Source organism: Rhodopseudomonas sp. (assembly GCF_013377015.1).
GTDB lineage: Bacteria > Pseudomonadota > Alphaproteobacteria > Rhizobiales > Xanthobacteraceae > JARJEH01.
This window is the reverse complement of sequence record NZ_JACABA010000001.1, coordinates 1,338,958-1,364,012: the sequence shown is the minus strand read 5'-3', so window position 1 is coordinate 1,364,012 and position 25,055 is coordinate 1,338,958. Positions and strand designations below refer to the sequence as shown.

Sequence of the window (25,055 nt, the reverse complement as noted above, 5' to 3'; positions counted from 1 at the left end):
CGCAAGTCTATTCCATCGCCGCGATGGTGTGGGAGCGATTCCGGCAGACGCGCGATCGGCCGGCGTGGGCGCATTGCAGCGCAAAAGCCGCCGGTCTGGACGACATCGACCCGATTGATTTTGGGCTCGCGGCTTCGGTAGTCTTCCTCTTGTGATCTCGGCGTGACCAAAATGGTGTATGGCTTGTTCGGGCTTCCCAGCGCCCGAACGACCGAATCGGTTGGGCATTGGCCCGCCGCCGCCGGTACAAGGCGCGGCGGAACAACACAACAAGCAGGGCGGCTCTGCCCCGAGGGATTTCATGGAAACGCTTCTGCTTCCGTTTTCGCCGCGGTTCATCGTGCTGACGATTTGCGGCGTCCTCACGGTGCTGCTGCTCGGAATCGCAATCACCGACTACAATACCAAGGTGTTCGACGTCGTGCTGGTGCCGACACTGATATTCGGCGCGCTGACGCTGCTCGGCATCCGCGACCTGCTACAGAAGAATCACGCGGTGTTGCGCAACTACCCGATCTCGGCGCATCTGCGCTTCCTGCTCGAGGAAATCCGCCCCGAGATGCGGCAGTATTTCTTCGAGAGCGAGAAGGACGGCATGCCGTTCAGCCGCGACACCCGCGCGGTGATCTATCAGCGCGCCAAGATGGTGCTCGACAAGCGGCCGTTCGGCACCCAGGAGGACGTCTACCGCGAGGGCTACGAGTGGATGCACCACTCGGTGGCGCCGCGGCCGCACGCCGACGAAGCGTTTCGGGTTCTGATCGGCGGGCCGGATTGCCTGAAGCCCTATTCGGCGTCGGTGTTCAATATCTCGGCGATGAGCTTCGGCGCGCTCAGCCCCAACGCGGTGCGCGCGCTGAACGCCGGCGCCAAGAAGGGCGGCTTCGCCCATGACACCGGCGAAGGCGGCGTCAGTCCGTATCACAAGGAGAATGGCGGCGACCTGATCTGGGAAATCGGATCGGGTTATTTCGGTTGCCGCACCCGCGACGGCAATTTCAATCCGGAGGAATTCGCCCGGATCGCGGCCGACGACCAGATCAAGATGATCGAACTCAAGGTCAGCCAGGGCGCCAAGCCCGGACATGGCGGGGTGCTGCCCGCCGCCAAGGTGTCGGAAGAGATCTCAAGAATTCGCGGCGTCGCGATGGACGAGGACTGCATTTCGCCGCCCTACCACAAGGCGTTTTCGACGCCGCTGGAAATGATGGGCTTCATCGGCGAGATGCGGCGGCTGTCCGGCGGCAAGCCGACCGGCTTCAAGCTCTGCATCGGCCATCCCTGGGAATTCCTGGCGATCTGCAAGGCGATGTTGCAGACCGGGATCTATCCTGACTTCATCGTGGTCGACGGCAAGGAAGGCGGCACCGGCGCGGCGCCGCTGGAGTTCATGGACCATCTCGGCATGCCGATGCGGGAGGGGGTCAATTTCGTCCATAACGCGCTGATCGGCATCAATGCCCGCGACCGGATCCGGATCGGCGCCGCCGGCAAGATCGCCACTGCGTTCGACATGGCTCGCGCCATGGCGATCGGCGCGGACTGGTGCAATTCGGCGCGCGGCTTCATGTTTTCGCTGGGTTGCATTCAGTCGCTGAGCTGCCACACCGACCGCTGCCCGACCGGGGTGACGACGCAAGACCCGACGCGCAACCGCGCGCTGGTGGTGCCGCACAAGATCGAACGGGTCTACAATTATCACCAGGCCACGCTACACGCGCTGGCCGAACTGATCGCGGCGGCCGGGCTCGATCATCCGCAGCAGATCAAGCCGATCCACTTTTCGCAGCGTACCTCGACCACCGAGGTGTTGTCATTCGCGCGACTGTACCCGTCACTTCGGCCGGGCGAGTTGATCGACGGCACCAGCGATGTCCGCTACCGCGAGGCCTGGGCGATGGCGCAAGCCGAGACTTTCGCCGCGGCGGATTGAGCGCGGCCGTCAAGATCCCGACGTGACATCGATGAAAAAGACCCACCCGGGGGGACGACCGGGTGGGTCCGTTCGACACGGGGTGGATGAGGCGCCCGTGCCGGACGCAGATCCACGCCTCGATCGATCTCAGTAGTCGCAGGTCCGGACGCGGCCGACATAGTTGCCGTAGGCGTCGAACTGGCGGACCCAGCCGCAGCGGCGATAGCCGTAACCATCATGATAGTAACCCGGGCCGCTGGCGGCGATCGCGCTGCCGACCACGGCGGCGCCGAGCAGGCCGGCACCAATCGCAAAGGCAGGGCCGGGACCCTTGGCTTCAGCCTGGGTGGACGAGGCGATCGCGCCGGCGGCAACGACGGCGGTGAGAGCGAAGGCGGCGATTCTGGTCTTGATCGACATCTGAGGTCTCCATCCTGTGCAAGGCGGCCGGTGTGGTCCGCATGCCCATTCGTCGGAGCCAGTCGCCGGGCGGTTCGAGCCGGATCGGGAGAGTGTGCGGTAGGTCACACCCTGGGGCAGTGGCCGAGCGCCGCCAGATCGAACCGGTCGACGTCGCCGAGCAATTCGCAGAATGCGCGGGCGCCGTGATCGATCAATTGCCGGCCCTTCTCGGCGGACGCCTGGGTGGCATTGCCGACGGCCCCGCTGGGATGCAGATCCTCGGTCTGCCAGGCGAACGGCGCCGGCCGATGCGCGGACAGCCAGCGATAGTCCCGCTCCATCGCGATGCTCGCGGCGCGGAAATCGGTGATGCGGTCGCGGCGGACCTGGTCCGGATTCGACGCCAGCATGATCGAGGTCTCGACCGCGCCGCCATGGATGCCATGTCGCAATTCTTCCGCCTCGAACATCCCCTCCGGCGCGCCGAATCGCGCCCAGCCGGTCGTCACCGCCAGCATGCCGTGCCGCGCGCGCAGATCCTGCGCGACCAGGCTCATCGCTGCGCTGTTGCCGCCATGGCTGGTCACTATCACCAGCTTGCGGACGCCTGCGCGCGCGATGCTGTCGCCGAGTTCGTTCCACTGCCTTAGCGCGGTCTCGGTGGTCAGCGTCAGCGTGCCGGGGAAGGCGAGGTGCTCGGTGGACAATCCCACCGACTGCAGCGGCAGGAAGGTCGCGGCAATTTCCGCCGGCAGCAATTCGCGGACCCGTGCCAGATAGGCCTCGGCGATCATCACATCGGTCCCGAGCGGCAGATGCGGCCCGTGCTGCTCGGTCGCCGCCAGCGGCAGGACCGCAATCCAGCGCGCCGGGTCATCGATCTCCGGCCAGTGAATCTCGGTCCAATTGCGGGGAGGGTAGGAGAGGGTCATCGTCGGCGGCGCTGCCTTGCGGAAATTTGCCGGGTCCTTGCGATTTCGTGCGGCGCGGGTTGGCTAGTATGGTGGTTCAAATGGCTGCATTGTTTCGCTATCAATCCGCCACGCCGAGCCCGCTGCACCCCCGCAGGCTCGCATCATGCGCCATAACGACCGACGGAGTCCAATCATGAGCCCCGGCTTCTTGCTGCGAACGTTAACCGTTTGCCTGGCGATCATGACCGGGCCGGCGGCGCTAGCGTCCGAGCATGGCGCGCCGGCAAAGCCGGCGGCACCGGAAAAACCAGCCGTGCCGGACAAGCCGGCTGCGGCGGAGAAGCAGGTCATGCCGGGGAAACCGGCCAAGCCGGACAAGGATTCACTCGACAAGGTGTCGTTCGGGACCAACTGGGTGGCCGAGGCCGAGCATGGCGGCTTCTTCCAGGCGGTGGCCGACGGCACCTACAAGAATTTCGGGCTCGACGTCGCTATCGTGCCGGGCGGACCGAACGTCAATAATCGCGCCCTGCTGATCGCCGGCAAGCTCGATTTCTTCATGAGCGCGAACACGCTGCAATCGTTCGATGCCGTCGCCAACAACGTGCCGGTGGTGGCGGTCGCCGCGATTTTCCAAAAAGATCCGCAGGTGCTGCTGGCGCATCCCGAATCCAAGGTCGCGAAGCTGACCGACCTGAAGCCGTTGACGCTGTTCGTGTCCAAGGAAGGCGTCGCCAGCTATTTCCAGTGGCTGAAATCCGAGTACGGATTCAGCGAAGCCAAGGTCAAGCCTTACACCTTCAACGCCCAGCCGTTTCTGGTCGATCAGCAAAGCGCGATGCAGGGCTACGTGACCTCGGAGCCTTTCGTGATCGAGAAGCAGGCCAAGTTCAAGCCGACCGTGGTGCTGCTCGCAGACTACGGCTTCGACGGCTATTCCACGCTGATCGAAACCAGGCGCGACCTGACCGACAAGAAGCCGGATCTGGTACAGCGCTTCGTCGATGCCTCGATGATCGGCTGGTACAATTATCTGTATGGCGACAATGCCGCCGGCAACGCCATGATCAAGATGCTCAATCCGGAAATGAGCGATGACATGCTGGCCTATTCGGTCGCCAAGATGAAGGAATTCGGCATCGTCGATTCCGGCGACGCGTTGCGCGACGGTATCGGTGCGATGTCTGACGCTCGCTATGCCAGTTTCTTCGACAAGATGTCGCGCGCCGGCGCGGTGCGCCGCGACCTCGATTTTCGCAAGGCCTACACGCTGCGGTTCGCCAACAAGGGCATCGGCCTGAACTTGCGGCCGAGGAATTAGGGACAGGCGCGATGGCCGATTCCGCAGCCTCGTTTGATCTCGGCGCCCCTCCGGCCGGCTACGCGGTCAGGCTGCGCGGCGTGACCAAGGCCTATCCGAACGGCACGACCGCTTTGGGACCGTTCGATCTCGACGTTCGGAGCGGCGAGTTCGTCTCGCTGCTGGGACCGTCGGGTTGCGGAAAATCCACCGCCTTGCGTCTGATCGCAGGCCTGAGCGCGCCGTCGTCCGGCGGCGTGCTTGTGTCGAGTCAGGCGCCGCGGCGGCGCGGCGAACACTCGATCGGCTTCGTGTTTCAGGAACCAACGCTGATGCCCTGGACCAGCGTGCGTGGCAATGTCAGCTTGCCGCTGCGGTTGGCGCGTGCCTCGCGAGCCGATACCGAAGCGCGCGTCAGCGAGGCGTTGGCAGGGGTCGATCTGTTGGATTTCGCCGACGCTTTCCCGCGCGAATTGTCCGGCGGGATGCGGATGCGGGTGTCGCTGGCGCGCGCACTGGTCACCGAGCCCGACATTCTGCTGATGGACGAGCCGTTCGCCGCGCTCGACGAGATCACCCGGTTTCGCCTCAACGATGACCTGCTGGCGCTGTGGCGTAAGCTACGCAAGACCATCATCTTCGTCACCCATTCGGTATTCGAGTCGGTTTACCTGTCGCAGCGGGTGATCGTGATGACGCCGCGGCCCGGGCGGACCGGCGCCGAATTCCGGATCGAGGCGCTGGAACCGCGCGGTGCGGATTTTCGCACTTCGGCCGATTACGCCGCGCAATGCCGTGAGGTCTCGCTGGCGCTGGCGCGAACCAGCGAACCGGTTCGCGCATGAGTGGGCTCAACGCGCCTCGATTGCCGTCGGACGAAACAGGCGCCCGCGGCGGCGCTCGCTTGCTGCGCCTTCTGCTTCCGATTGTGGTGCTCGCCGCGGGTGTCACGGTGTGGGATCTGGCAGTACGTCTCAACCAGATCCCGCCCTATGTGCTGCCTGGGCCGGGTCTGGTGCTGCGCACGCTGATCGCGGACTGGCCGGTGCTGTCGGCGTCGCTGGTGACCACGCTATGGACCACGCTGGAGGGGTTTTTGGCCGCCGCGCTCGGCGGAATAGCGCTGGCGCTGCTGTTCAACCAGTCGAAATGGCTGGAGTATTCGCTGTTTCCCTATGCGGTGGTGCTGCAGGTGACGCCGGTGATCGCGGTCGCGCCGCTGCTGCTGATCTATCTGCCGCAGGAAACCGCAGTGATCGTCTGCGCCTGGATCGTGGCGTTCTTTCCGGTGTTGGCCAATACCACGCTGGGGCTAAATTCGGTCGACCGCAATCTGGCCGGGCTGTTTCAGCTCTACGGCGCGTCGCCGATGCAGACGCTGGTGCGGCTGAAATTGCCGGCGGCGCTGCCCTATATCCTGGGCGGCTTGCGGATCGCGGGCGGGCTGTCGCTGATCGGCGCAGTGGTGGCCGAGATCGCGGCGGGCTCCGCCGGCGCCGGTTCCGGCCTTGCCTACCGGATTGCCGAATCCAGCTACCGTCTCAACATTCCCCGGATGTTCGCCGCATTGCTGTTGCTCTCCGCTGCCGGGATTGTCATTTATGTGCTGCTCGCGCTGGCGTCGCATCTGTTGCTGCGGCGCTGGCACGAAAGTGCGCTTGGAAAGGACAATTGATGCCCGGGGTAAATGCGACGTCGGAGAAGTTCGATCTGTTGATCTACGGGCCGAGCAAGCCGGTGGTGGATGACGGCTTCACCGACCGCTATGTGCTGCACAAGGTCGAGCAGCTCGGCGACCTCGATCGATTGCCCCCGGCGGCATTCGAGAAAATTCGCGGCGTCGCGGTGACCGGTCTGGTGCCGGCGACCTCCAATGTGCTGTCGCGGTTTCCGAAGCTCGAAATCGTCTCCAGCTTCGGCGTCGGCTACGACCACATCGATTCCGCCTGGGCGCGCGATCATGGCGTGATCGTCACCAACACCCCCGACGTGCTGACCGAGGAAGTCGCCGATACCGCGATCGGCCTGCTGATCGCGACGCTGCGCGAATTCGTTAAGGCCGACAAGTATGTGCGCTCCGGGCTTTGGCTGACCCAGAACTATCCGCTCAGCGTCGGCTCGCTGCGCGACCGCAAGGTCGGCATGGTCGGGATGGGACGAATCGGCCAGGCGATCGGCCGCAGGCTCGACGCGGCGAAAGTGCCGGTGGTGTATCATTCGCGCAATCCGGCCGCGGGCGTCGCCTATAAGCACTATCCGAACCTGATCGAGATGGCGAAGGATGTCGACACGCTGGTCGTCATCATCCCGGGCGGCGCCGCCACCGCGAATCTGATCAATGCCGAGGTTATGCAGGGGTTGGGGCCGCGCGGGGTCATCATCAATGTGGCGCGCGGCTCGGTGATCGACGAGCCCGCTCTGATTGCGGCGCTGAAATCCGGCACGATTCTGGCCGCCGGCCTCGACGTCTTCGCCAACGAACCGAAAGTACCGGATGAACTGCGCGCGATGCAGAACGTGATCCTGCTGCCGCATATCGGTTCGGCTTCGGTGGTGACGCGCAACGCGATGGATCAACTGGTGGTCGACAATCTGAAAGCCTGGTTCGCCGGCAAGCCGCCGCTGACGCCAATTCCCGAAACCCCGGTGAAGGGACGCTGACCATGCGTCGCTGGTCCGATGCCGCGGTCGCAACGGTTGCGGCGTTGCTCGTGCTGGTCACGCCGGCGCGGGCGCAGGATGCCGGCAATCTGAAGAAGGACATGATCGGGCAGTGGGAGCTGTCGACCACCGAGCGCAGCAAGACCTGCGTGGTGACGCTGAAGCCCGACGCTACGCCGCAGGGCCTGAAGCTCGAGCTGGAGCCCGGCTGCGCCGCCGCGCTGCCGTTCACCAAGGACATCGCCGGCTGGAGCGTCAAGGGTCTGGATATCGTGCGACTGCAGGACGCCGCCGGACAATCGGTGATCGACTTCACCGAAGTCGAAAGCGGCATCTTCGAGGGCCTGCGTACCAATGAGGGCATCTACATCCTGCAGAACCTCGCAGCTGCCCGCTCGCTGGCGAAGTCGATGGATCAGATGATAGGCGACTGGTCGATGGTGCTGCGCAGTGGCCGGACGCTGTGCGGCCTGACGCTGACCAACAACGAAGCGACGCCGGACAATTTCGAGGTGTTTCTGAAGCCGCGCTGCGACCAGGTCGTCACCAGCTTCGCGCCGAAGATGTGGCGGCTGGAGCGCGGCGAATTGCTGCTGATGTCGGCGTCCGGCGAAATCTGGCGCTTCGAGGCCGACGACAACGCGCAATGGCGCAAGGTGCCCGACAGCGTTGATCCGCTGATTTTGGTGCGGCAGTAGTTCTGCAATGAGCCGCGGTTCCTCTTCCTGGGAGTCTGACTCAAAAACAGATCAATAAAATCAGGCCTTCAAGTTCGTCATTGCGAGGAGCTCTTGCGACGAAGCAATCCAGTCTCTGCTTGGCGCCTCTGGATTGCTTCGCTCTCGGACGGCGCTTCGCGCCGGCCTCGGCTAGCAATGACGAAATCGACCTGGATTCTATGGGCTTCTCTTTCAGTCAGACTCGGAGGTGCCGCACGACTTCGAGACGGCGCTGAAGAAGCGCCTCCTCACCATGAGGATCGCCGCATCGTTCCGTTGCTCAAATCAGCTTCATTCCCTTCAGGCTGGCATGGCCGTTCTTGCCGACAATGATGTGGTCGTGCACCGAGATGCCGAGCGGGCCGGCGATGTCGATGATCGATTTGGTCATCTGGATATCGGCCTGCGACGGCGTCGGGTCACCGGAGGGGTGGTTGTGCACCATGATCACCGCGGTCGCCGACAATTCCAGCGCGCGCTTGACGATCTCGCGCGGATAGACCGGGGTGTGGTCGACGGTGCCGACCTGCTGCAATTCGTCGGCGATCAGTTGGTTGCGCTTGTCGAGGAACAGGATGCGGAACTGCTCCTTGTCGGCAAACGCCATGGTGGTGCGGCAATAGTCGATCACCGCGGCCCATGACGACAGCATGGTGCGGCTCTTGACCTGGCCCTTGGCGACGCGGCCTGCGGCGGCCGCGATCAGCTTGAGCTCGGTGATCGCCGCCTCGCCGAGCCCCGAGACTTCCCGCAGCCGCGCGTCGGAGGCGTGAACCACTTCGGCGAACGAGCCGAACTTGCCGATCAGGGTCTTCGCCAACGGCTTGACGTCGCGGCGCGGAAGCGCGCGAAACAGCACCATTTCCAACAGTTCGTAGTCGCTGAGCGCGTCGGCGCCGACATCGCGAAACCGCTCCCGCAGCCGTTCGCGATGGCCATGATAATGCGGCGCGTCGGCAAATCCTGGCTGGCTGGCAGGTTCGTCGGTCTTTGCGGACATCACTGCAACACGCCGTTGATGGAAGCTTCAACCATGCCGCGCCCGGCGGCATTTGCAACCGGGATTTGGGAGCGCGACGCGCGGCTCAATCGGCAGTCGGCAGCCGGCGCATGGTGAATTCGATGCGGTCGCCGGGCAGTTCGCGCCAGCTCTCGACGCCGCTCATATAGGCGGCCTTGGGATAGCTCTCGAGAAATTGCCGGGCCTTGGCGCGGGCCGCGGCGCGCGGCAGCGTGAAGGTCTCGCGCAGGAAGCCGTCGGCCGGCCTGCGCCGTTTCGCCATTCGGTCCGCCATCCGATCGGCTAAGTCGCGCGGGCGATTGACCATTTTGGAAACTCCGATACGCTGGCGTCGGTAATATATGGCCGCCCGGGAACGAATCCGAGGGCTTCGGCTTGAGTTCCAGTTCTTGAGTTCCTGTCGTGGAGTATGTCATGGCCCCCCGCGCCAATTGGAAGGGTTTCTTGCGCCTTTCGCTCGTCACTTGCCCGGTGGCGCTGTATCCGGCCACCTCGGATTCCGAGAAGATCACCTTCAACCAGATCAACCGCAAGACCGGTCACCGGATCAAGTACCTCAGGGTCGATGCCGAGACCGGCGAGGAGGTCGAAACCGACGATATCATCAAGGGCTACAAGGTCGATACCGACACCTATATCGAAGTATCCAAGGACGAACTTGATACCATCGCGCTGGAATCGACCCACACCATCGATATCGACCAGTTCGTGCCGAGATCCGAGATCGACGATCTGTATCTGATCAGGCCGTATTTCATCGTGCCCGATGGCAAGGTCGGTCACGACGCCTATGCGGTGATCCGCGAGACCATTCGCTCGATGGACAAGGTGGCGCTGGCGCGGGTGGTGCTGACCAATCGCGAGCATGTCGTCGCGCTGGAAGCGCGCGACAACGGGCTAATAGGCAATCTGCTGCGCTATCCGTATGAGGTGCGCGATGCCGCGGACTATTTTGACGACATCAAGGACGTCAAGATCACCAAGGATATGCTCGATCTGGCCAAACATATCGTCGAGCAGAAATCCGGGCATTTCGCGCCCGAGAAATTCGAGGATCACTACGAGGCCGCACTGACCGAACTGATCAATCGCAAGCGCAACGGTGAGCGGATCGCCGCGACGCCGCGCCCGCGCGGCGACAATGTCGTCGATCTGATGGATGCGCTGAAGCGCAGTCTGCCCGGTGGCGGCGGCAAAGCGGCCAAAGCCGGGTCCGCCAAGCCCGCCGCGGTTGCCAAGCCGGCTGCGACCAAGAAGGGCAAGAAGCCGCGCAAGGCCGCGGCCGGGCAGAAGGAAATGCTGCTCTCGATCAGCGGCAGCAAGGCCGCAAGAGCCGCAGCCGCCGGGAAGCCGGCGCGGAATGCCGCGAAGGCCCGCAAGGCCGGGTAGTATTGGTTTCGGCGCATTCCGGCTCTTGAAAGCCGGTCTGCAGCGTTGTAGGAACAGTGCCGGTCGGCAGTTCACCGAGGCGTCGCTGTCCCGCGAGGGATGCTAAACCTGCCATTTGGTTCGACAGACACTTGTCCCGTGCCGCGTCGTAAGTCAGCGACCATCGACAATCGATTTGCATCGGCACTGTCGAGGATCAAGTGATGTCCAGAACCGTTTTTCCGTTCGCCGCCAAGGATGTATCCGCTTTGGCGCGGTCGTTGCACCGCGAGCTTGAGGCCTGCGACAGCAAGCCCGGCCATTTGCAACTGCTGAATATTCTGACCCGCTCCGCCGGCTATCAGAACTTCCAACATTTCCGCGCCCAGCACCAGGCCGAGGCGCGGCTTGAACGGGAGCCGCCGGTCCACGATCCGGTCGACCATCTCCGGGTCGAGCGCGTCGCCCGGCATTTCGACGCGGCCGGTCTGCTGGTTCGCTGGCCCTCGAAGGCAAACCATCAGGCGCTCTGCCTGTGGGCGCTGTGGTCGCGGCTGCCGTCTGGACGCAGCATGGCGGAATCGCAGATCAGTGAGCTGTTGCGGGCCAATCACCTGTTCGGCGACCACGCCTTGCTGCGCCGCGAGTTGTTCGACAACCAACTGGTGTCGCGCAGCGCGGATGGCAGCGACTACCGCCGGATCGAGCGGCGTCCTCCACAGGAGGCGATCATGCTGATCCAGCACCTGAGTCTTCGCCAGGCCAGCTGACCGAACGTCCATTTCAGATTGCTGACCCAGGGTCAGTAGATTGAGATGCCATCTTCGATTGTCGGAGGTAGCGGTCGCGCGCGGCCGACGGACACTGCCGCGCTGGCGTGCCGACCGCAATCCAGCGCGCTGAGCCGGCTGGCGCAACGGCTGCCCGGAACGCTGAACGACATCGCACAGTTCAGCAGCATGCCGACGTTGGCAGTGGAGCGGGTGCGGTCACCGATCCTGATTGTTCATAGCGATGCCGACCGGGCCGGTTCCGTTCGCGCATGCGGTGCGCGTCGTAAACGCCGCGCAGAGCGGACTGCGGCTACCGGCCTCGGCCTGAATCAGCCGGAGATCGGCGGCTTGTCGAGGTTCTTCGGTGACAGTGTAAAGATCTCCACGCCGGTCGGGGTGACGCCGACCGAATGTTCGAACTGCGCCGACAGCGAGCGGTCCCGCGTTACAGCGGTCCAGCCGTCGGAGAGAATCTTCACATAAGGTTTGCCGAGATTGATCATCGGCTCGATGGTGAAGAACATCCCCGGCTTCAGCACCACGCCCTGGCCGGGGCTGCCGATGTGGATGATGTTGGGCTCGTCGTGGAACATGCGGCCCAGCCCATGGCCGCAGAAATCGCGCACTACGCTCATCTGCTGCGGTTCGACGAAGCTTTGGATGGCGTGGCCGATGTCGCCGGTGGTGGCGCCGGGCTTGACCGCGGCGATGCCGCGCATCAGCGACTCATAGGTGACGTCGATCAGCCGTTCTGATTTCCGCGCGATCGGGCCGATCGCATACATCCGGCTGGAATCGCCGTACCAGCCGTCGACGATGAAGGTGACGTCGACATTGACGATGTCGCCTTCCTTCAGCGGGCGGTCGCCCGGCATGCCGTGGCAGACCACATGGTTGATCGAGGTGCAGGTCGAATAGCGGTAGCCGCGATACATCAATGTGGCGGGGTAGGCGCCGTGGCTGAAGGCGAATTCGCGGACGAAATCGTCGATTTTCGAGGTCGGCACCCCCGGCTTGACGATGTCGACCAGCTCGTCGAGGCAGCGCGCCACCAATTGCCCGGCTTTGCGCATGCCGGCAAATCCGGACGGCCCGTGCAGTTTGATCTGTCCGGTCTTGCGCTGGGAGGTCTCGGAGGCTTCGACGTAGCTCATCGGGTGGGTCTGCTTCGGCGGAAAGGGATGATCTGAGCCCCCAATTTAGTGATCGCAGCGGTTCCTGCAAGCCAAAGCGCCCGACACTGCGCCAAGCCGGCGAGAATCGATCAATTCTGCACTTCGACGACGGTTTCGACCGGCAATGCGCCGCCTCGGATACGGATTTCCCGCACCGGATAGGGGACCCGGATACCCTCCCGCTTGAAGGCGTCCCACAGCGCCAGCATCACGTCGCTCTTCACATTGTCCATGCCGTCCGGATCGGGAATCCAGAACGTCAGCGAGAACTTCATCCCGGCCTCGGTGAATTCCGTCAGCAGACAGCTCGGCACCTTGGATTTGGTGGCCCGCGGCGATTCTGCTGCAATCGTCACCGCCAGTTTGCAGACCAGTCGCGGGTCGGCGTCATAATTGGTGCCGAAGATCACTTTCACCAGCGTGTTCTTGTCGGTGTAGGTCCAGTTCACCACCTTCTGGGTGATCAGATCCTCGTTCGGAATCAGGAACTCGCGGCCGTCGCCGGCGGCGACCGAAATGTAGCGGGTGTTCATCGCGCTGATCCGGCCGGAACTGTCGCCGATGGTGACGAGGTCGCCGGGCTTCACCGATTTGTCGGCCAGCAGGATGACCCCGCTGATGAAATTGGCGAAGATCTTCTGCAGCCCGAAACCGATGCCGACGCCGACCGCACCGGAAAAGATCGCCAGCGCCGACAAATTGATGCCGACGGCGCTCATCACCACCGCGATCGCGAACACCATCAGGCCGAGCCGCATCAGCTTGATCAGCAGCACCTGGATCGACGGCGTCAGGTCACGTGACTGGTTGATTCGCCCTTCCAGGAAGTTGCTGGCGATGTTGGCGAGCCACAGCGCGAACGCCAGCAAGACGCCGAGCTTGAGCACCAATAGCGGCGAAAGCCGCAATCCACCGACCTCGATCGAGACCGCGTCCAGCGCTTCCAGCGTCGAATCGAGCTGGCCGATGATGCTCAGCGCGGCGACGCACCACGCCGACAGCGAAATCAGCCGGACGATGAACTCATTGCGCAGAATGCTGGTCACCAGCCGGATCACCAGCCAGGCCAATGCCAGCTTGGCCGACACCGCGAGCAGGTAGCTGCGGCTCGGCCAGGTCGATTGCAGCATGCCGACCCGGGTCAGGCTGATCACCAGGGCAAAGATCGCGGTCCACGCGCTGTCGACCAGAATCCGCAGGAACAGCCGCAGCGGCGCCGGCCAGCCCATGCCGAGCGACGTCATGTCGAGCCGCGAGCGGATCGCGGCTCCGCCGGCGAGGCCGACGCCGCCGCCGACGAGAATGATGCCGAGCTGTAGATAGAACCAGGGCGAGGTGATTTCCGCGCCGACCGAACGGGCCGCGGCCTGCAGCATTTCGTAGAATTGGTTGAAGTCGACTGTGGTCAAAGACTCACCTCGGGCAGTTGGCCGCTTCTCAATACCCGCCAATTCCGAGTTCGGCCAGATTTCCTTACCCATCCGCCATCGTTAGAACATCTGCGCGTGGCGACTTATCAAGGAAGCAGGAGCGCGCCTGGGTGCGAATGGGGTTGGCGTCGAACTGTGGCGACGATAAGGATGCGACAGCGGCTATTCAGGCGATTGCGAAACACCAATGGGGTCACTCGATTCGGTCAGCATAGCCATTCTTCTCGGCGCGAGCCTGGTGATGGCAGGAATCATGTCGAGCCTGCTGGCGTTGCGCTTCGGTGCGCCGCTGCTGCTGGTGTTCCTCGTGGTCGGCATGATTGCCGGCGACTCCGGCCCCGGCGGCCTGCAATTCAACGATGTCGGAACCACCTATCTGGTCGGCTCGGTGGCGCTGGCGCTGATCCTGTTCGACGGCGGGCTGAGGACACGATTTCAAACCATCCGCACGGTGCTGGCGCCGTCGATCGTGCTCGCCACCCTCGGCGTCTTGCTGACTGCGCTGATCACTGCGCCGGTGGCCAAATATGCGCTCGACCTGAACTGGACCGAAGCGCTGCTGGCGGGCGCCGTGGTCGCCTCCACCGACGCCGCCGCGGTGTTTCTGCTGGTGCATGCCCAGGGGCTGCGGCTGCGGCCGCGCGTCGGCGCCACCCTTGAAGTTGAATCCGGCACCAACGATCCGTTCGCGGTATTCCTGACCTTGATGCTGGTCGAGCTGATTTCGATCGGCGAGAGCTCGGCCCTGCATGTCGGCCTCGAATTCCTTCGCCAGGCCATTCTCGGCGCCATCATCGGTTTCGTCGGCGGCCGGCTGGTGGTTCTGGCACTCAATCGCGTCGCGCTGCCGCAAGGCCTGCACGCGCCGTTCGTCGCCACTGCGGCGCTGGTGATCTTCGGCACCGCGCAGATTTCGCACGGGTCGGGGTTCCTCGCGGTCTATCTTGCCGGCATCATTATCGGCAACCGGCCGACCCGCGCGCATAATTCGGTGGTGGCGTTTCTCGATGCCGCGACCTGGCTGGCGCAGATCGTGATGTTCGTGCTGCTCGGATTGCTGGTCTCGCCGCAGCGGCTGTTCGACAGTATGGGGCCGGCGCTGCTGGTCGCGCTGGTGCTGATGTTGGTGGCGAGACCGGTGGCGGTGTTTCTTTGCCTGGCGCCGTTCCGGTTCAACTGGCGCGAGCGGCTGTTCATCGCCTGGGTCGGGCTGCGCGGCGCGGTCGCGATCTTCCTGGCGTCGATCCCGATGCTGGTGGGACTGTCGAAAGCCTATCTGTATTTTGACGTCGCCTTCGTCGTCGTCATCACCTCGCTGCTGCTGCAGGGTTGGACGCTGGCCGCCGCGGCGCGGCGCCTGCACGTGGCGTTGCCGCGCTCCGACCGTGGCCCGCGCCGCGTCGAGCTCGACCTGCCGGGTCAGCTCGAACAGCAACTCGTCGGCTATGCGGTCCGTCCGAAGAGTCTGTATCTGCGCCGCGGCCTGCTGCCCTCCTGGTCGAAACCGACGCTGGTGATCCGCGACGAACGGATCCTGTCGCCCGCCGAGGCCGAACCGGTCGCCGCTGGCGACTACGTCTATTTGCTGGCGCCGCCCGAAAAGGCCGAAGCGCTGGATCGATTCTTTGTCGACATGCCGCCGAGTTCGGCACCGGATCCGCATCTGCTTGGCGACTTCGTGGTCTCCGGGGAAATCACGCTGGGTGACATCGCCGCCATCTACGGCGTTTCGATCGACCCGGCGCAGTCGGCGCTGACATTGGCCGACTATTTCGATCTCCACCTCGATCGCGCTCCGAAAGAAGGCGCGACGGTGCCGCTGGATTCCATCGTTTTGGTCGCGCGCAGCATCGGCGGCGGTCGGGTCAATGTCGTCGGACTGAGGCTCCCGGAAGACGAGGAAGACGCGCCGCCGCCGACCCGGATTGCCTCGTTCAAGAGCAAGCTTCGGGAAACTTGGGCGTCGCTTATCGGAATTTGATCGCGATGCGCCGCGATCAGCGCGCCTGCAGGACCTGACGGCAGGCCGCTGGCAGCTCCGCCAAAGTCATCGGTGGCTTCGGCTTTGGCGGCGTCGTGGGCGGTTTGGGATGCAGCACCGGCTCGCTGAACCAATAGGCGAAGTCGCCGGCGCTGCAGCCTTCGCTCGTCGTCGGCACCGGCTGCGACTCGCATTCGGGACTGCCGGCCGGGCATTTGATCCGCACATGGAAGTGGTAATCGTGACCGTACATCGGCCGCACCTTGGCGAGCCAGCTGCGATCGCCCTTGGCCTCGCGACACAGCGCCTTCTTGATCGCGGCGTTGACGAAGATCCGCTCCACCGCCGGTTCCTGCGCCGCGGCACGGATCACCGACAGATGGCTCGGGGTCCAGTTGTTCGGGTCGATGTCGAGCCGGTCCGACCGCACCATCATCACCGCCGACATCTCCTCGCGCTCGTTGCGCGACAATGGCCGGTTCGGCATCGGCGTCAGCCAGATATCGGCGTCGAGTCCGACCTGATGGCTGGCATGGCCGGTGATCATCGGGCCGCCGCGCGGCTGCGCCATGTCGCCGACCAGGATGCCGGGCCAGCCGGCGAGATCGTGGGCCTTGCGCGACAGCCGCTTCAGCAACGTCACCACGTCCGGATGCGCCCAATTGCGATTGCGCGACAGCCGCATCACCTGCCAGGTGTCGCCATTGATCGGAAGCGCTTCGCCGCCGGCGAGGCAGCCTTTGGCATAGAAGCCGATCGCCTGCGCCGGAGCCGCCGTCGGCTTGGTCATGCGGCCGAACAGCTCCTTGGCGGCGAGTTTCGGATCGTTGGGATTGGTCAGCGGCGGCAGCGGCTTCGGATCAATGGTTCCCTTGTCCTGCGCCAACGCAACCGCGGCTGTGACGACCGCAGCAGGCAACATCAGCAATGTGAGAATCAGACGAGGTCTCATCGCCACCTCTATAGCGCAAATCGGCGACGAAATCAGCCGGGCCGGGTCGCGTTGACGGGAGCAGCGCGATGCTTGTGACGATGACGCCTCAACCGCCGAGGTTAAGTTTAACCTCGATTGCCAGCGTCGCGAAGGCGTCGCGATCTTTACAGCGCGGCCTTCCCAACGACATCATGACCGCAACGACAACAGGGCGGCGTGAAGCATGGCGAAAAACGACTCATGCTGGTGGCGGCCCCAACTGATGGTTGCCGGCGTGTTGGCAATCGCCGTGATGGCGGTGTTGGCGATCACGCCGGCGCGAGCTGGCGTGGTGGTGCACATCGACAAGTCGTCCCAGCAAATGACGGTGATGGTCGACGGGACGATGCTCTACAACTGGCCGGTCTCGACCGGGCGCCGGGGCTTCGGCACGCCGACCGGCGTATTCCGGCCGCAGAGCATGGCGCGGCGCTGGTTTTCGCGCCGGTACTACAACTCACCGATGCCGAATTCTATCTTCTTCCATCATGGCTACGCCATCCACGGCACCACCGAACTGTCTCGGCTCGGCGGGCCGGCATCGCACGGCTGCGTCCGGCTGCACCCAGCGCATGCCGCGGCGCTGTTCGATCTGGTGCAACGTGATGGTCCGCGTAATACGCGGATCGAAATATCCAATTAATCCGCCAACGGTCCGTCTGAGTCGCATCCGGCGCGGCGTCGTAACTAATTAGTAACCTTGTCGATAGCTGCAAAAATTTCGTGCGGTGGATCTTACAGCCGCCTAGGCGCTGTGCAGGCCCGAATGCAATCCTCGTAATTGTACGGTTATTCAAGCCAAGTCACGTGTACTCGTGCGATTGTTCGCGCATTGTGCTTCTTTCGCTGCCCTGGAAACAGGCAATGGCGTCGCCTGGGCTTGCCGATGGAAATCGTTCGCAGCGGTGTTTCACAGTTTTTTCAGACACTTATCGCACAACCGAATGGCAGAATGCGAGTGGGGCGTGGGAATGCCAAGAGTTCGGCCAAAACGAAAGAAGCTGCTCAAACGGGTGGCGCGGGTTCGGGCGACCACGTGCGGCCGGCTGCTGAAATCAGGCACGAAATTGCTGATCAGAGCGCGGCCGCTGCAGTCCGAAGCCGGCGCCATCGTGCGCGAGCGCGCAGCCGCAGATGCCGCGATCGCGGAGGCGAGAAAGTCGCACGAACGGTTGCGCGAGGCGATCGAGATCCTGCCGCAGGGCATCGTGTTTCTTGACGCTGAGGGACGCTACATCCTCTGGAACAAGCGCTACGCCGAAATCTACAATCGCAGCGCCGATCTATTTGCGCCCGATGCCAGGATCCAGGACACCATCCGGATCGGCGTCGAGCGCGGCGACTATCCCGAGGCCAAGGGCCGCGAGGAGGAATGGATCGCTGAACGGATCGACCGTTTGTTTCATCCAGGCGAGCGTCATGAGCAAATTCTCGCCGACGGCCGTTGCATCCAGATCGAAGAGCGGGTCACCGCCGACGGCGGCATCGTCGGCCTGCGGGTCGATATCACCGAGCTGAAGCAGCGCGAGGCGTCGTTCCGGCTGATGTTCGACAGCAATCCGGTGCCGATGATCGTCTGCGGGCTCAAGGACGAACGGATTCTCGCCGTCAACGACGCGGCCGTCGAGCATTACGGCTATTCGTCCTCGGAATTCGCGTCGCTCACGATCCGCCGCCTGCAGGCCTTCGAAACCGAGCTGCCGTGGGCCGGGGATCAGACCAGCGACGAGCGCGCCGCGCGGACCTGGAAGCACGTCAAGGCTGACGGGTCGCTGATCGATCTGGCGATCTATTCCCGGCAGTTGACCTATGGCGACGAGCCTGCGGTGTTGCTGGCGCTGATGGACATCACCGAGCGCAAGCGCGCCGAGATGCGTCTCGCCTTCATGGCCCAGCATGACGGGCTGACTGGACTGCCCAACCGCAATTCGCTGCGCAAGCGTCTCGACGAAATGCTGGCCCACACTAGACGCAGTTCGGAAAAGATCGCGGTGCTGTTTCTCGGCATCGACAATTTCAAGGCGGTGAACGACACGCTGGGTCACGCGGTCGGCGACAAGCTGCTGCGCGGCGTGGCGCGGCGGTTGCGCTCTACGCTGCGCGAGGAGGACCCGCTCGCCCGGCTCAACTCCGACGAATTTGCGATCGTTCAGGGCGGGATCAGCCGCCCCGAAGATGTGGTCCTGCTGGCTAAGCGATTGTTGCACGCGGTCGCCGAGCCGTATCTGCTGGACGGCCAATCGGTGGTGATCGGCGCCAGCATCGGCATCGCAGTCGCGCCCGGCGACGGCGACGATTCGGAAAAGCTGCTGATGAACGCCGACATGGCGCTGTCGCGGGCGAAGAAAGATTCGCGAGGGACGTTCAGTTTCTTCGAGCCGGGGATGGATGCGCGCGCGCAATCCCGCCGCAAGATCGAGCTGGATTTGCGCTCCGCGATTCAAGACGAGGTGTTGCGGCCGTATTATCAGCCGCTGATCGGCCTCGCCGACGGCCGTATCACCGGCTGCGAGGCGCTGGTGCGCTGGCCGCATCCCGAGCGAGGCATGATATCGCCGGCGGAATTTATCCCGGTGGCCGAGGACACAGGGCTGATTAATATGCTCGGCGCCCAGATCCTGAAATCCGCCTGCAAGGATGCCGCGAACTGGCCCGACGAAGTCCGGGTCGCGGTCAATCTGTCGCCGTTGCAGTTCCGGGTCGGCAACCTGTTGTCGGTAGTGATGGATGTACTGAAGCATTCCGGCCTGCCGCCGCGGCGACTGGAGCTCGAAATCACCGAGACGCTGTTGCTGGAAAAGAGCAGCCAAGTGCTGGCGACACTGCATGCGCTGAGGGCGCTGGGTGTGCGGATTTCAATGGACGATTTCGGCACCGGCTATTCATCGTTGAGCTATCTGCGCAGCTTTCCGTTCGACAAGATCAAGATCGACCAGTCGTTCATTCGTGATCTGTGCGGCAATCGTGAATCGCAGGCCATCGTGCGGTCGATTATCAGCCTCGGCATGGGGCTCGGCGTCACCATCACCGCCGAGGGCGTCGAGACCGAAGCGGAACTGAGCTGGCTTCGCGCCGAGGGCTGCCACGAGGCGCAGGGTTTTCTATTCAGCCAGGCGCGGCCGAACGAGGAAATCGTCGGATTGTTGGGCCTGCAGAGCAGCGCGGCGACAGTCGGCCAATTCGGGGCGGAAACCGCGCCCGCTCAGGTGGCCTGACTCCCGAACTCACCGCGAATGGGCTGCGGGTTGTATTTCAGGCCGCAGCGTCGTCGGTCGTCTTTGGCGGCTCAAGCCACCCGTTCTAGCGCTCGCCCGCATGGGGCGACGCGATCCGGCTGATGCGCCGAAACCCGGTCGATCCGGGAAAAATCCTCGATGCTCCGCTCCCGCTCGACGAAGCTCACTTCTTTGGCCGGAGCCGGCGTTTCCGGGTCAGGCGCTTCAGGAACGAGCGGCGGCGCGGCTTCCACTGCATGCTGAAACGGATCGAATAGACCCGCTACCTCCCCGAGCGGCTTTTGCTTGTCGGCCCAATGCAGCGAGGTGTAGTCGAAGCCGCTGACGATGGTCGGCTTGACGATCTCGAAATAGGGCGAGATGTCGAAGTCGCGCGGCATGTACAGCGATGAATCGCGGATGTGCAGGATCTCGCGGCGCGCCTTGCGGCTGCCGGCGCGGGTGATCTTCGGCAGGATCGGGTAGCGCACGGCGTCGAACGCCTGCGCGATCAGCGCCGAGCAAATGATCTTGGTGGGGTCGCCCGATCCGATCGCGATCATGCGCCGGCGCCAGCGTTGCGGAACCGGCAGCGGAAACAGATATCGCATCAGGTCCAGGATGTTCTTGGTGTCATAGCCGAAGCCGATCCGGTTGATGGCATAGCGGCACACCGTATGGCGGTCCTCGAAGGACAGCCCGACCGGCCGGCACAGTCGCGTGTGATAGGGAAAGTACTTCGACAGCGGTGATGAGGTGACGCCCTCGCCGATATTGGCCTCGATCAGCACGTGCGGTTCGCCGTCCGGCTCGACCGCGCCGTCGATAGGTCCGACATAGAGCGCGCCGTGTGACCAGGTCGACTGTGTCAGATATTTGATGATGCCGGAGATCCGGCTGTTGCCTTCCACCAGCAGCACGTCGCCCGGCTGCATGATGCTGCGCAAATGTTCCGGATCGCTCGGCGTGAACGGCTCGTATCCCGGCACCTCCTTCTGAAGGTAGCCGGAGATCAGTTTCCCGACCGTATCGAGCATGAAGCCCATGATGGTCACCCCCCGCGGTCGTTCTGCCGCTGTCGTCTTTCATGATGGTCGAAAGCCATTGCAATTTGGTTCATTGGCCGGGTTCGTTGGTTGCGATTGATTTACCAATACGGTTGCGGCGGCTTCGACGTTACGGCAAGTTCTCGGTGTCCTGAATCGGAAGTTTGCCTGCTTTGCGGCACGGTCGTTGCGCGAAATTCGGATTCGAAACGACACGGGAAATCGAAAAATACCGGAAAACAAAGGTCTTGGTGCGGGTTTGGTTCGGAAATTGGCGTCACGGACTGGCAGCGAGGGCGAAGCGAGAATTCTGAGCCGCGACACCAGAGCGTTCCCATGATGTTCAAATTTTCGGAAACCATGACATGACAATTTCGCGCCGCGGCTTCCTGACGGCGTCCGCGAGTCTTGCATTGACGCCGATGTTCGGCACCCGGACCCGCGCGGTGCCGGTGCCGCGCGAGGCCGATGTGGTCGTAGTCGGCGCCGGCGCCGCCGGCATCGCCGCGGCGCGGCGGATCATGGCGGCGAACCGCAAGGTGATCGTCATCGAGGCCACCGGGCAAATCGGCGGGCGATGCCAGACCGATACCGCCAGTTTCGGGCTGCCGTTCGATCGCGGCGCGCGATGGCTGCATAATCCCGACACCAATCCGATGGTCAAACTGGCGCGTTCGGTCGGACTCGACATCGCTCCGGCGCCGCCGGGACAACGGATTAGGGTCGGTCGACGCAATGCCAGGGCCAGCGAAACCGAGGACTTTCTCGCAACGCTGGTCCGCGCCAACCGCGCCATCGACGAGGCATCGCACGGCAAGGCCGATGTCGCCTGCGCCGCGGCCTTGCCGGCGGATCTCGGCAACTGGGCCGCGACCGTCGAATTCGTGCTCGGTCCCTATGCCTCCGGCAAGGACTTGAAGGACTTGTCGGCGATGGACCAGGCTCGCGCGCAGGACCGCAGCGCCTTGATCGCGTGCCGCCAAGGGGTGGGAACGCTGATCGGAAAGCTCGCGGAGCCGGTGCCGGTGGCGCTGTCGACGCCGGCGACGCGGATCGTGTGGGGCGGACGCGAGGTCAGCGTCGAGACGCCGGCCGGCAAGATTTCCGCGCGCGCCGTGATCGTGACGGCGTCGACCAATGTGCTCAGTTCCGGCGCGATCAAATTCACACCTGAGCTTCCGAAGCGGCAGGTCGATGCCGTCACGAAGCTCAGCCTCGGCAGTTTCGATCGCATCGCGCTGCAACTGTCGGGCGATCCGCTCGGACTTTCCAAGGACGAGGTGATGATCGAGCAGAGCGCCGGGGCGCGCACTGCCGCACTGTTTGCCAACATCGGCGACTCGTCGCTGTGCATGCTCGATGTCGCCGGCGGGTTCGGCCGCGATCTGTCGGCCCAAGGCGATGCGGCGATGCGGGCATTCGCGGTCGAATGGCTGACGAAGCTGTTCGGCAGCGACATCGCCGCGTCGGTTAGGCGCTCCAGCGCGACACGCTGGAACGCGGCGCCTTTCGCGCTCGGCGCGATGTCGGCAGCGGCACCCGGCGGGCAGCCTTCACGGAAAGTTCTGGCCGAGCCGCTCGGCAGTCTGTTTCTGGCTGGTGAAGCCACCCATGAGACGCTGTGGGGAACGGTCCATGGCGCCTGGGACTCCGGCGAGCGGACAGCCGAGGCCGCACTGAAGCGGATTGGCGCGTTGAGGGCGGATGTGCCCGCGGCACCCGAGGGCCGCCGGCGCGCGCCGCGAACGAGGCCCAGAGACCAGCGGCCGTCAGCGGCCGAACGGGCTTTCGACTGACCAGGCGCGATCGACGTCGCGAATTGGGTCGGCCCGCCGGGATGGCGCGCCCGTCCTGGCCCGGGCGCAGCCTTTTCATCCGCTGTGGCCTCGGCTAAACCGCCGCCATGAACCGGACCGGACTTTTCATAGCGCTCGGGCTGTTCGCCGTGGTCGGGCTGTTGTTCGGGCTGTTTCCCGGGCTCGACCTCTGGCTGGCCGGGCTGTTCTACGACCCTGCCACCAGAACCTTTCCGCTCAGGGCGGTGACCGCGGCCAATTTCGCCCGCGAAGCCGCGATGTGGATCGCCTGGGGCTTCGCCGCGCCGTCGATCGTCGCGCTGATCGTGAAGCTGGCGCGACCCGACAAGCCACTGCTGGTCGCCGGACGGACCGTGGCGTTCCTGCTGATCAGCATCACGCTCGCCGCCGGCATCCTCACCAACCTCACCTTCAAGAGCCATTGGGGCCGGCCGCGACCGATCTTCGTCACCGAGTTCTCCGGCGCCAACCAGTTCGTGCCGTGGTGGGACCCGCGCGGCTCGTGCCCGAAGAACTGTTCGTTCTTCTCCGGCGAGGGCGCCACCGCGTTCTGGACCTATGCGCCGGCGGCGCTGGCGCCGCCGCCGTGGCGGCCCGCCGCCTACGCCGCCGCCACATTGTTCGGCGTCGTCACCTCGGGGCTGCGGATGGCGTTCGGCGGGCATTTCTTCACCGACGTGGCGATCGCCGGCCTGGTCACCTTCCTGGTGATTTGGCTGCTGCACGGGCTGATCTATCGCTGGTCGCGGACGCGGCTGACCGATGCGCGGGTCGACGCGGCGCTGACCCGGTTCGCCTGGCCGCTGTACCGGCTGCGGCTGAAGAAGTGGCGCGGCCGCGATGTTGGACCAGCGCCGGCGACGTGAGCGAAATTGATGATGCCGGACATGATTAAACGCGTGCCCGTCGGCACGAAGTTTGATATTCGCGCCCCCAAGGCCGCAAACCGACACAGCCGATTGGAAGCCCTATGACGACGATCCTGAAAAGCCTGCCCAAAGGGGAAAACGTCGGCATCGCTTTTTCGGGCGGGCTTGATACCAGCGCGGCGCTGCTGTGGATGAAGCAGAAAGGCGCCCGCGTGTATGCCTACACGGCGAACCTCGGGCAGCCCGACGAGGCCGACTACGACGAGATTCCGCGCAAGGCGATGGAGTTCGGCGCCGAGAAGGCGCGCCTGGTGGATTGCCGCACGCAGCTGGTGCACGAAGGCATCGCCGCGATCCAGTCCGGCGCCTTCCACATCTCGACCGGCGGCATCGCGTATTTCAACACGACCCCCCTTGGACGCGCCGTGACCGGCACGATGCTGGTCTCGGCCATGAAGGAGGATGGCGTCAACATCTGGGGCGATGGCTCGACCTACAAGGGCAACGATATCGAACGGTTCTATCGTTACGGACTGCTGACCAATCCGGACCTGCGAATCTACAAGCCCTGGCTCGATCAGCAGTTCATCGATGAACTGGGGGGGCGGGCGGAAATGTCGGCGTTCATGACCGCGCACGGCTTCGCCTACAAGATGAGTTCGGAAAAGGCCTATTCGACCGACAGCAATCTGCTCGGTGCCACCCACGAAGCCAAGGATCTCGAACACCTCGATTGCGGTATCACCATCGTCAACCCGATCATGGGCGTGCCGTTCTGGCGCGACGATTGTGCAGTCAAGGCCGAGAAGGTCGTGGTGCGGTTCGAGGACGGTCAGCCCGTCGCGCTCAACGGCCAGAGCTTCGCCGATCCGGTAGCGCTGTTCCTCGAGGCCAACGCGATCGGCGGCCGCCATGGCCTCGGCATGAGCGACCAGATCGAAAACCGGATCATCGAGGCCAAGAGCCGCGGCATCTACGAAGCGCCCGGCATGGCGCTGCTGCATATCGCCTATGAACGTCTCGTCACCGGCATCCACAACGAAGACACCATCGAGCAGTACCGGATTAGCGGGATGCGGCTCGGTCGCTTGCTCTACCAAGGTCGGTGGTTCGATTCCCAGGCGCTGATGCTGCGCGAAACCGCGCAGCGCTGGGTGGCGCGCGCCATCACCGGCGAGGTGACGCTGGAACTGCGCCGCGGTAACGACTACTCGATTCTCAACACTGAGAGCCCGAACCTGACCTATGCGCCGGAGCGGCTGAGTATGGAGAAGGTCGAGGATGCGCCGTTCACGCCGGCGGACCGGATCGGCCAGCTCACCATGCGCAACCTCGACATCACCGATACCCGCGCCAAGCTGGATCTCTACGTCAAGATGGGCTTGCTGTCGGCCGGCGAGGGCTCCCACATCCCGAAACTCGAGAACGACAAGGGCTGAGCCTGCGGGTGCGGCTGCGCAAGCCACGGCCGACGCG

At 64.0% G+C, this 25,055-nt stretch carries 22 protein-coding genes; 14 read left to right on the top strand and 8 right to left on the bottom strand.

Annotation, left to right across the window (positions count from 1 at the left end; genetic code table 11):
- Nucleotides 1–301: 301 nt before the first annotated feature.
- Nucleotides 302–1,933 (top strand): FMN-binding glutamate synthase family protein, encoded by a 1,632-nt coding sequence (locus HXX15_RS06510; protein ID WP_296513886.1) that lies wholly within the window; start codon nt 302–304, stop codon nt 1,931–1,933.
- A 129-nt stretch (nt 1,934–2,062) separates the two neighbouring features.
- Here HXX15_RS06510 and HXX15_RS06505 read toward each other — a convergent pair whose 3' ends face one another.
- Entirely contained in the window at nt 2,063–2,335 is a 273-nt protein-coding gene (locus HXX15_RS06505; RefSeq protein ID WP_296513883.1) for a hypothetical protein, read from the bottom strand.
- Between the two features lie 104 nt (nt 2,336–2,439).
- Nucleotides 2,440–3,249 carry a creatininase family protein gene (locus HXX15_RS06500; RefSeq protein ID WP_296513881.1) on the bottom strand — a complete coding sequence of 270 codons (810 nt, stop codon included), beginning with the start codon at nt 3,247–3,249 and terminating at the stop codon, nt 2,440–2,442.
- Nucleotides 3,250–3,424: 175 nt separating this feature from the next.
- Here HXX15_RS06500 and HXX15_RS06495 point away from each other — a divergent pair, with 175 nt between their 5' ends.
- From HXX15_RS06495 to HXX15_RS06475, 5 genes are read left to right on the top strand one after another with little or no spacing between them, the layout of a single operon-like run.
- Nucleotides 3,425–4,552 carry an ABC transporter substrate-binding protein gene (locus HXX15_RS06495; protein ID WP_296513879.1) on the top strand — a complete coding sequence of 376 codons (1,128 nt, stop codon included), beginning with the start codon at nt 3,425–3,427 and terminating at the stop codon, nt 4,550–4,552.
- 11 nt (nt 4,553–4,563) lie between these two features.
- Complete coding sequence (locus tag HXX15_RS06490) at nt 4,564–5,376, top strand: ABC transporter ATP-binding protein (protein WP_296513877.1); 813 nt, start codon at nt 4,564–4,566, stop codon at nt 5,374–5,376.
- A complete protein-coding gene (locus HXX15_RS06485) occupies nt 5,373–6,206 on the top strand; it encodes an ABC transporter permease subunit (RefSeq protein ID WP_296513874.1) in 834 nt (277 codons plus the stop codon). The genes HXX15_RS06490 and HXX15_RS06485 overlap by 4 nt, the downstream gene beginning before the upstream one ends.
- Nucleotides 6,206–7,192, top strand: coding sequence for a 2-hydroxyacid dehydrogenase (locus tag HXX15_RS06480; RefSeq protein ID WP_296513871.1), 987 nt, complete (start codon nt 6,206–6,208; stop codon nt 7,190–7,192). Before HXX15_RS06485 ends, HXX15_RS06480 begins: the two co-directional genes overlap by 1 nt.
- Nucleotides 7,193–7,194: 2 nt before the next feature.
- Complete coding sequence (locus tag HXX15_RS06475) at nt 7,195–7,890, top strand: AprI/Inh family metalloprotease inhibitor (protein ID WP_296513868.1); 696 nt, start codon at nt 7,195–7,197, stop codon at nt 7,888–7,890.
- 301 nt (nt 7,891–8,191) lie between these two features.
- On the opposite strand, the gene radC is transcribed toward HXX15_RS06475, so the two are convergent.
- Both radC and HXX15_RS06465 read right to left on the bottom strand, forming a co-directional pair.
- Nucleotides 8,192–8,911 carry a DNA repair protein RadC gene (gene radC, locus HXX15_RS06470; RefSeq protein WP_296513866.1) on the bottom strand — a complete coding sequence of 240 codons (720 nt, stop codon included), beginning with the start codon at nt 8,909–8,911 and terminating at the stop codon, nt 8,192–8,194.
- Between the two features lie 85 nt (nt 8,912–8,996).
- Nucleotides 8,997–9,239 (bottom strand): hypothetical protein, encoded by a 243-nt coding sequence (locus tag HXX15_RS06465; RefSeq protein WP_296513864.1) that lies wholly within the window; start codon nt 9,237–9,239, stop codon nt 8,997–8,999.
- A 107-nt stretch (nt 9,240–9,346) separates the two neighbouring features.
- On the opposite strand from HXX15_RS06465, the gene HXX15_RS06460 reads away from it, so the two are divergent.
- Nucleotides 9,347–10,321 carry a Ku protein gene (locus HXX15_RS06460; RefSeq protein WP_296513862.1) on the top strand — a complete coding sequence of 325 codons (975 nt, stop codon included), beginning with the start codon at nt 9,347–9,349 and terminating at the stop codon, nt 10,319–10,321.
- 260 nt (nt 10,322–10,581) lie between these two features.
- Entirely contained in the window at nt 10,582–11,070 is a 489-nt protein-coding gene (locus HXX15_RS06455; RefSeq protein ID WP_366558561.1) for a DUF2087 domain-containing protein, read from the top strand.
- Between the two features lie 332 nt (nt 11,071–11,402).
- Here HXX15_RS06455 and map read toward each other — a convergent pair whose 3' ends face one another.
- Nucleotides 11,403–12,227, bottom strand: a complete 825-nt coding sequence (map, locus tag HXX15_RS06450; protein ID WP_296513857.1) for a type I methionyl aminopeptidase — start codon at nt 12,225–12,227, stop codon at nt 11,403–11,405.
- A gap of 110 nt (nt 12,228–12,337) precedes the next feature.
- A complete protein-coding gene (locus HXX15_RS06445) occupies nt 12,338–13,624 on the bottom strand; it encodes a mechanosensitive ion channel domain-containing protein (RefSeq protein WP_296514872.1) in 1,287 nt (428 codons plus the stop codon).
- Between the two features lie 241 nt (nt 13,625–13,865).
- Between HXX15_RS06445 and HXX15_RS06440 the strand changes: the two genes are divergently transcribed.
- Nucleotides 13,866–15,659 (top strand): potassium/proton antiporter, encoded by a 1,794-nt coding sequence (locus HXX15_RS06440; RefSeq protein WP_296513855.1) that lies wholly within the window; start codon nt 13,866–13,868, stop codon nt 15,657–15,659.
- Between the two features lie 16 nt (nt 15,660–15,675).
- Here the strand turns inward: HXX15_RS06440 and mepA are convergent, their stop codons facing one another.
- The gene (gene mepA / locus HXX15_RS06435; RefSeq protein ID WP_296513853.1) at nt 15,676–16,611 is read right to left on the bottom strand and encodes a penicillin-insensitive murein endopeptidase; all 936 of its coding nucleotides are present in this window, start codon (nt 16,609–16,611) and stop codon (nt 15,676–15,678) included.
- Between the two features lie 205 nt (nt 16,612–16,816).
- Between mepA and HXX15_RS06430 the strand changes: the two genes are divergently transcribed.
- Together HXX15_RS06430 and HXX15_RS06425 are read left to right on the top strand one after the other, a co-directional pair.
- A complete protein-coding gene (locus HXX15_RS06430; RefSeq protein ID WP_366558560.1) occupies nt 16,817–17,275 on the top strand; it encodes a L,D-transpeptidase in 459 nt (152 codons plus the stop codon).
- Nucleotides 17,276–17,603: 328 nt separating this feature from the next.
- A complete protein-coding gene (locus HXX15_RS06425; RefSeq protein WP_296513851.1) occupies nt 17,604–19,847 on the top strand; it encodes an EAL domain-containing protein in 2,244 nt (747 codons plus the stop codon).
- A 71-nt stretch (nt 19,848–19,918) separates the two neighbouring features.
- On the opposite strand, the gene HXX15_RS06420 is transcribed toward HXX15_RS06425, so the two are convergent.
- Nucleotides 19,919–20,893, bottom strand: coding sequence for a YiiX/YebB-like N1pC/P60 family cysteine hydrolase (locus HXX15_RS06420; protein WP_296513849.1), 975 nt, complete (start codon nt 20,891–20,893; stop codon nt 19,919–19,921).
- Between the two features lie 365 nt (nt 20,894–21,258).
- On the opposite strand from HXX15_RS06420, the gene HXX15_RS06415 reads away from it, so the two are divergent.
- The 3 genes from HXX15_RS06415 (at nt 21,259) to argG (ending at nt 25,018) form a co-directional block, all read left to right on the top strand.
- Nucleotides 21,259–22,689, top strand: coding sequence for an NAD(P)/FAD-dependent oxidoreductase (locus HXX15_RS06415; RefSeq protein WP_296513845.1), 1,431 nt, complete (start codon nt 21,259–21,261; stop codon nt 22,687–22,689).
- Between the two features lie 107 nt (nt 22,690–22,796).
- Nucleotides 22,797–23,576: a phosphatase PAP2 family protein gene (locus HXX15_RS06410; protein WP_296513843.1), complete on the top strand. Its 780-nt coding sequence runs from the start codon at nt 22,797–22,799 to the stop codon at nt 23,574–23,576.
- A 104-nt stretch (nt 23,577–23,680) separates the two neighbouring features.
- A complete protein-coding gene (gene argG / locus HXX15_RS06405) occupies nt 23,681–25,018 on the top strand; it encodes an argininosuccinate synthase (protein ID WP_296513840.1) in 1,338 nt (445 codons plus the stop codon).
- Nucleotides 25,019–25,055 lie beyond the last annotated feature (37 nt).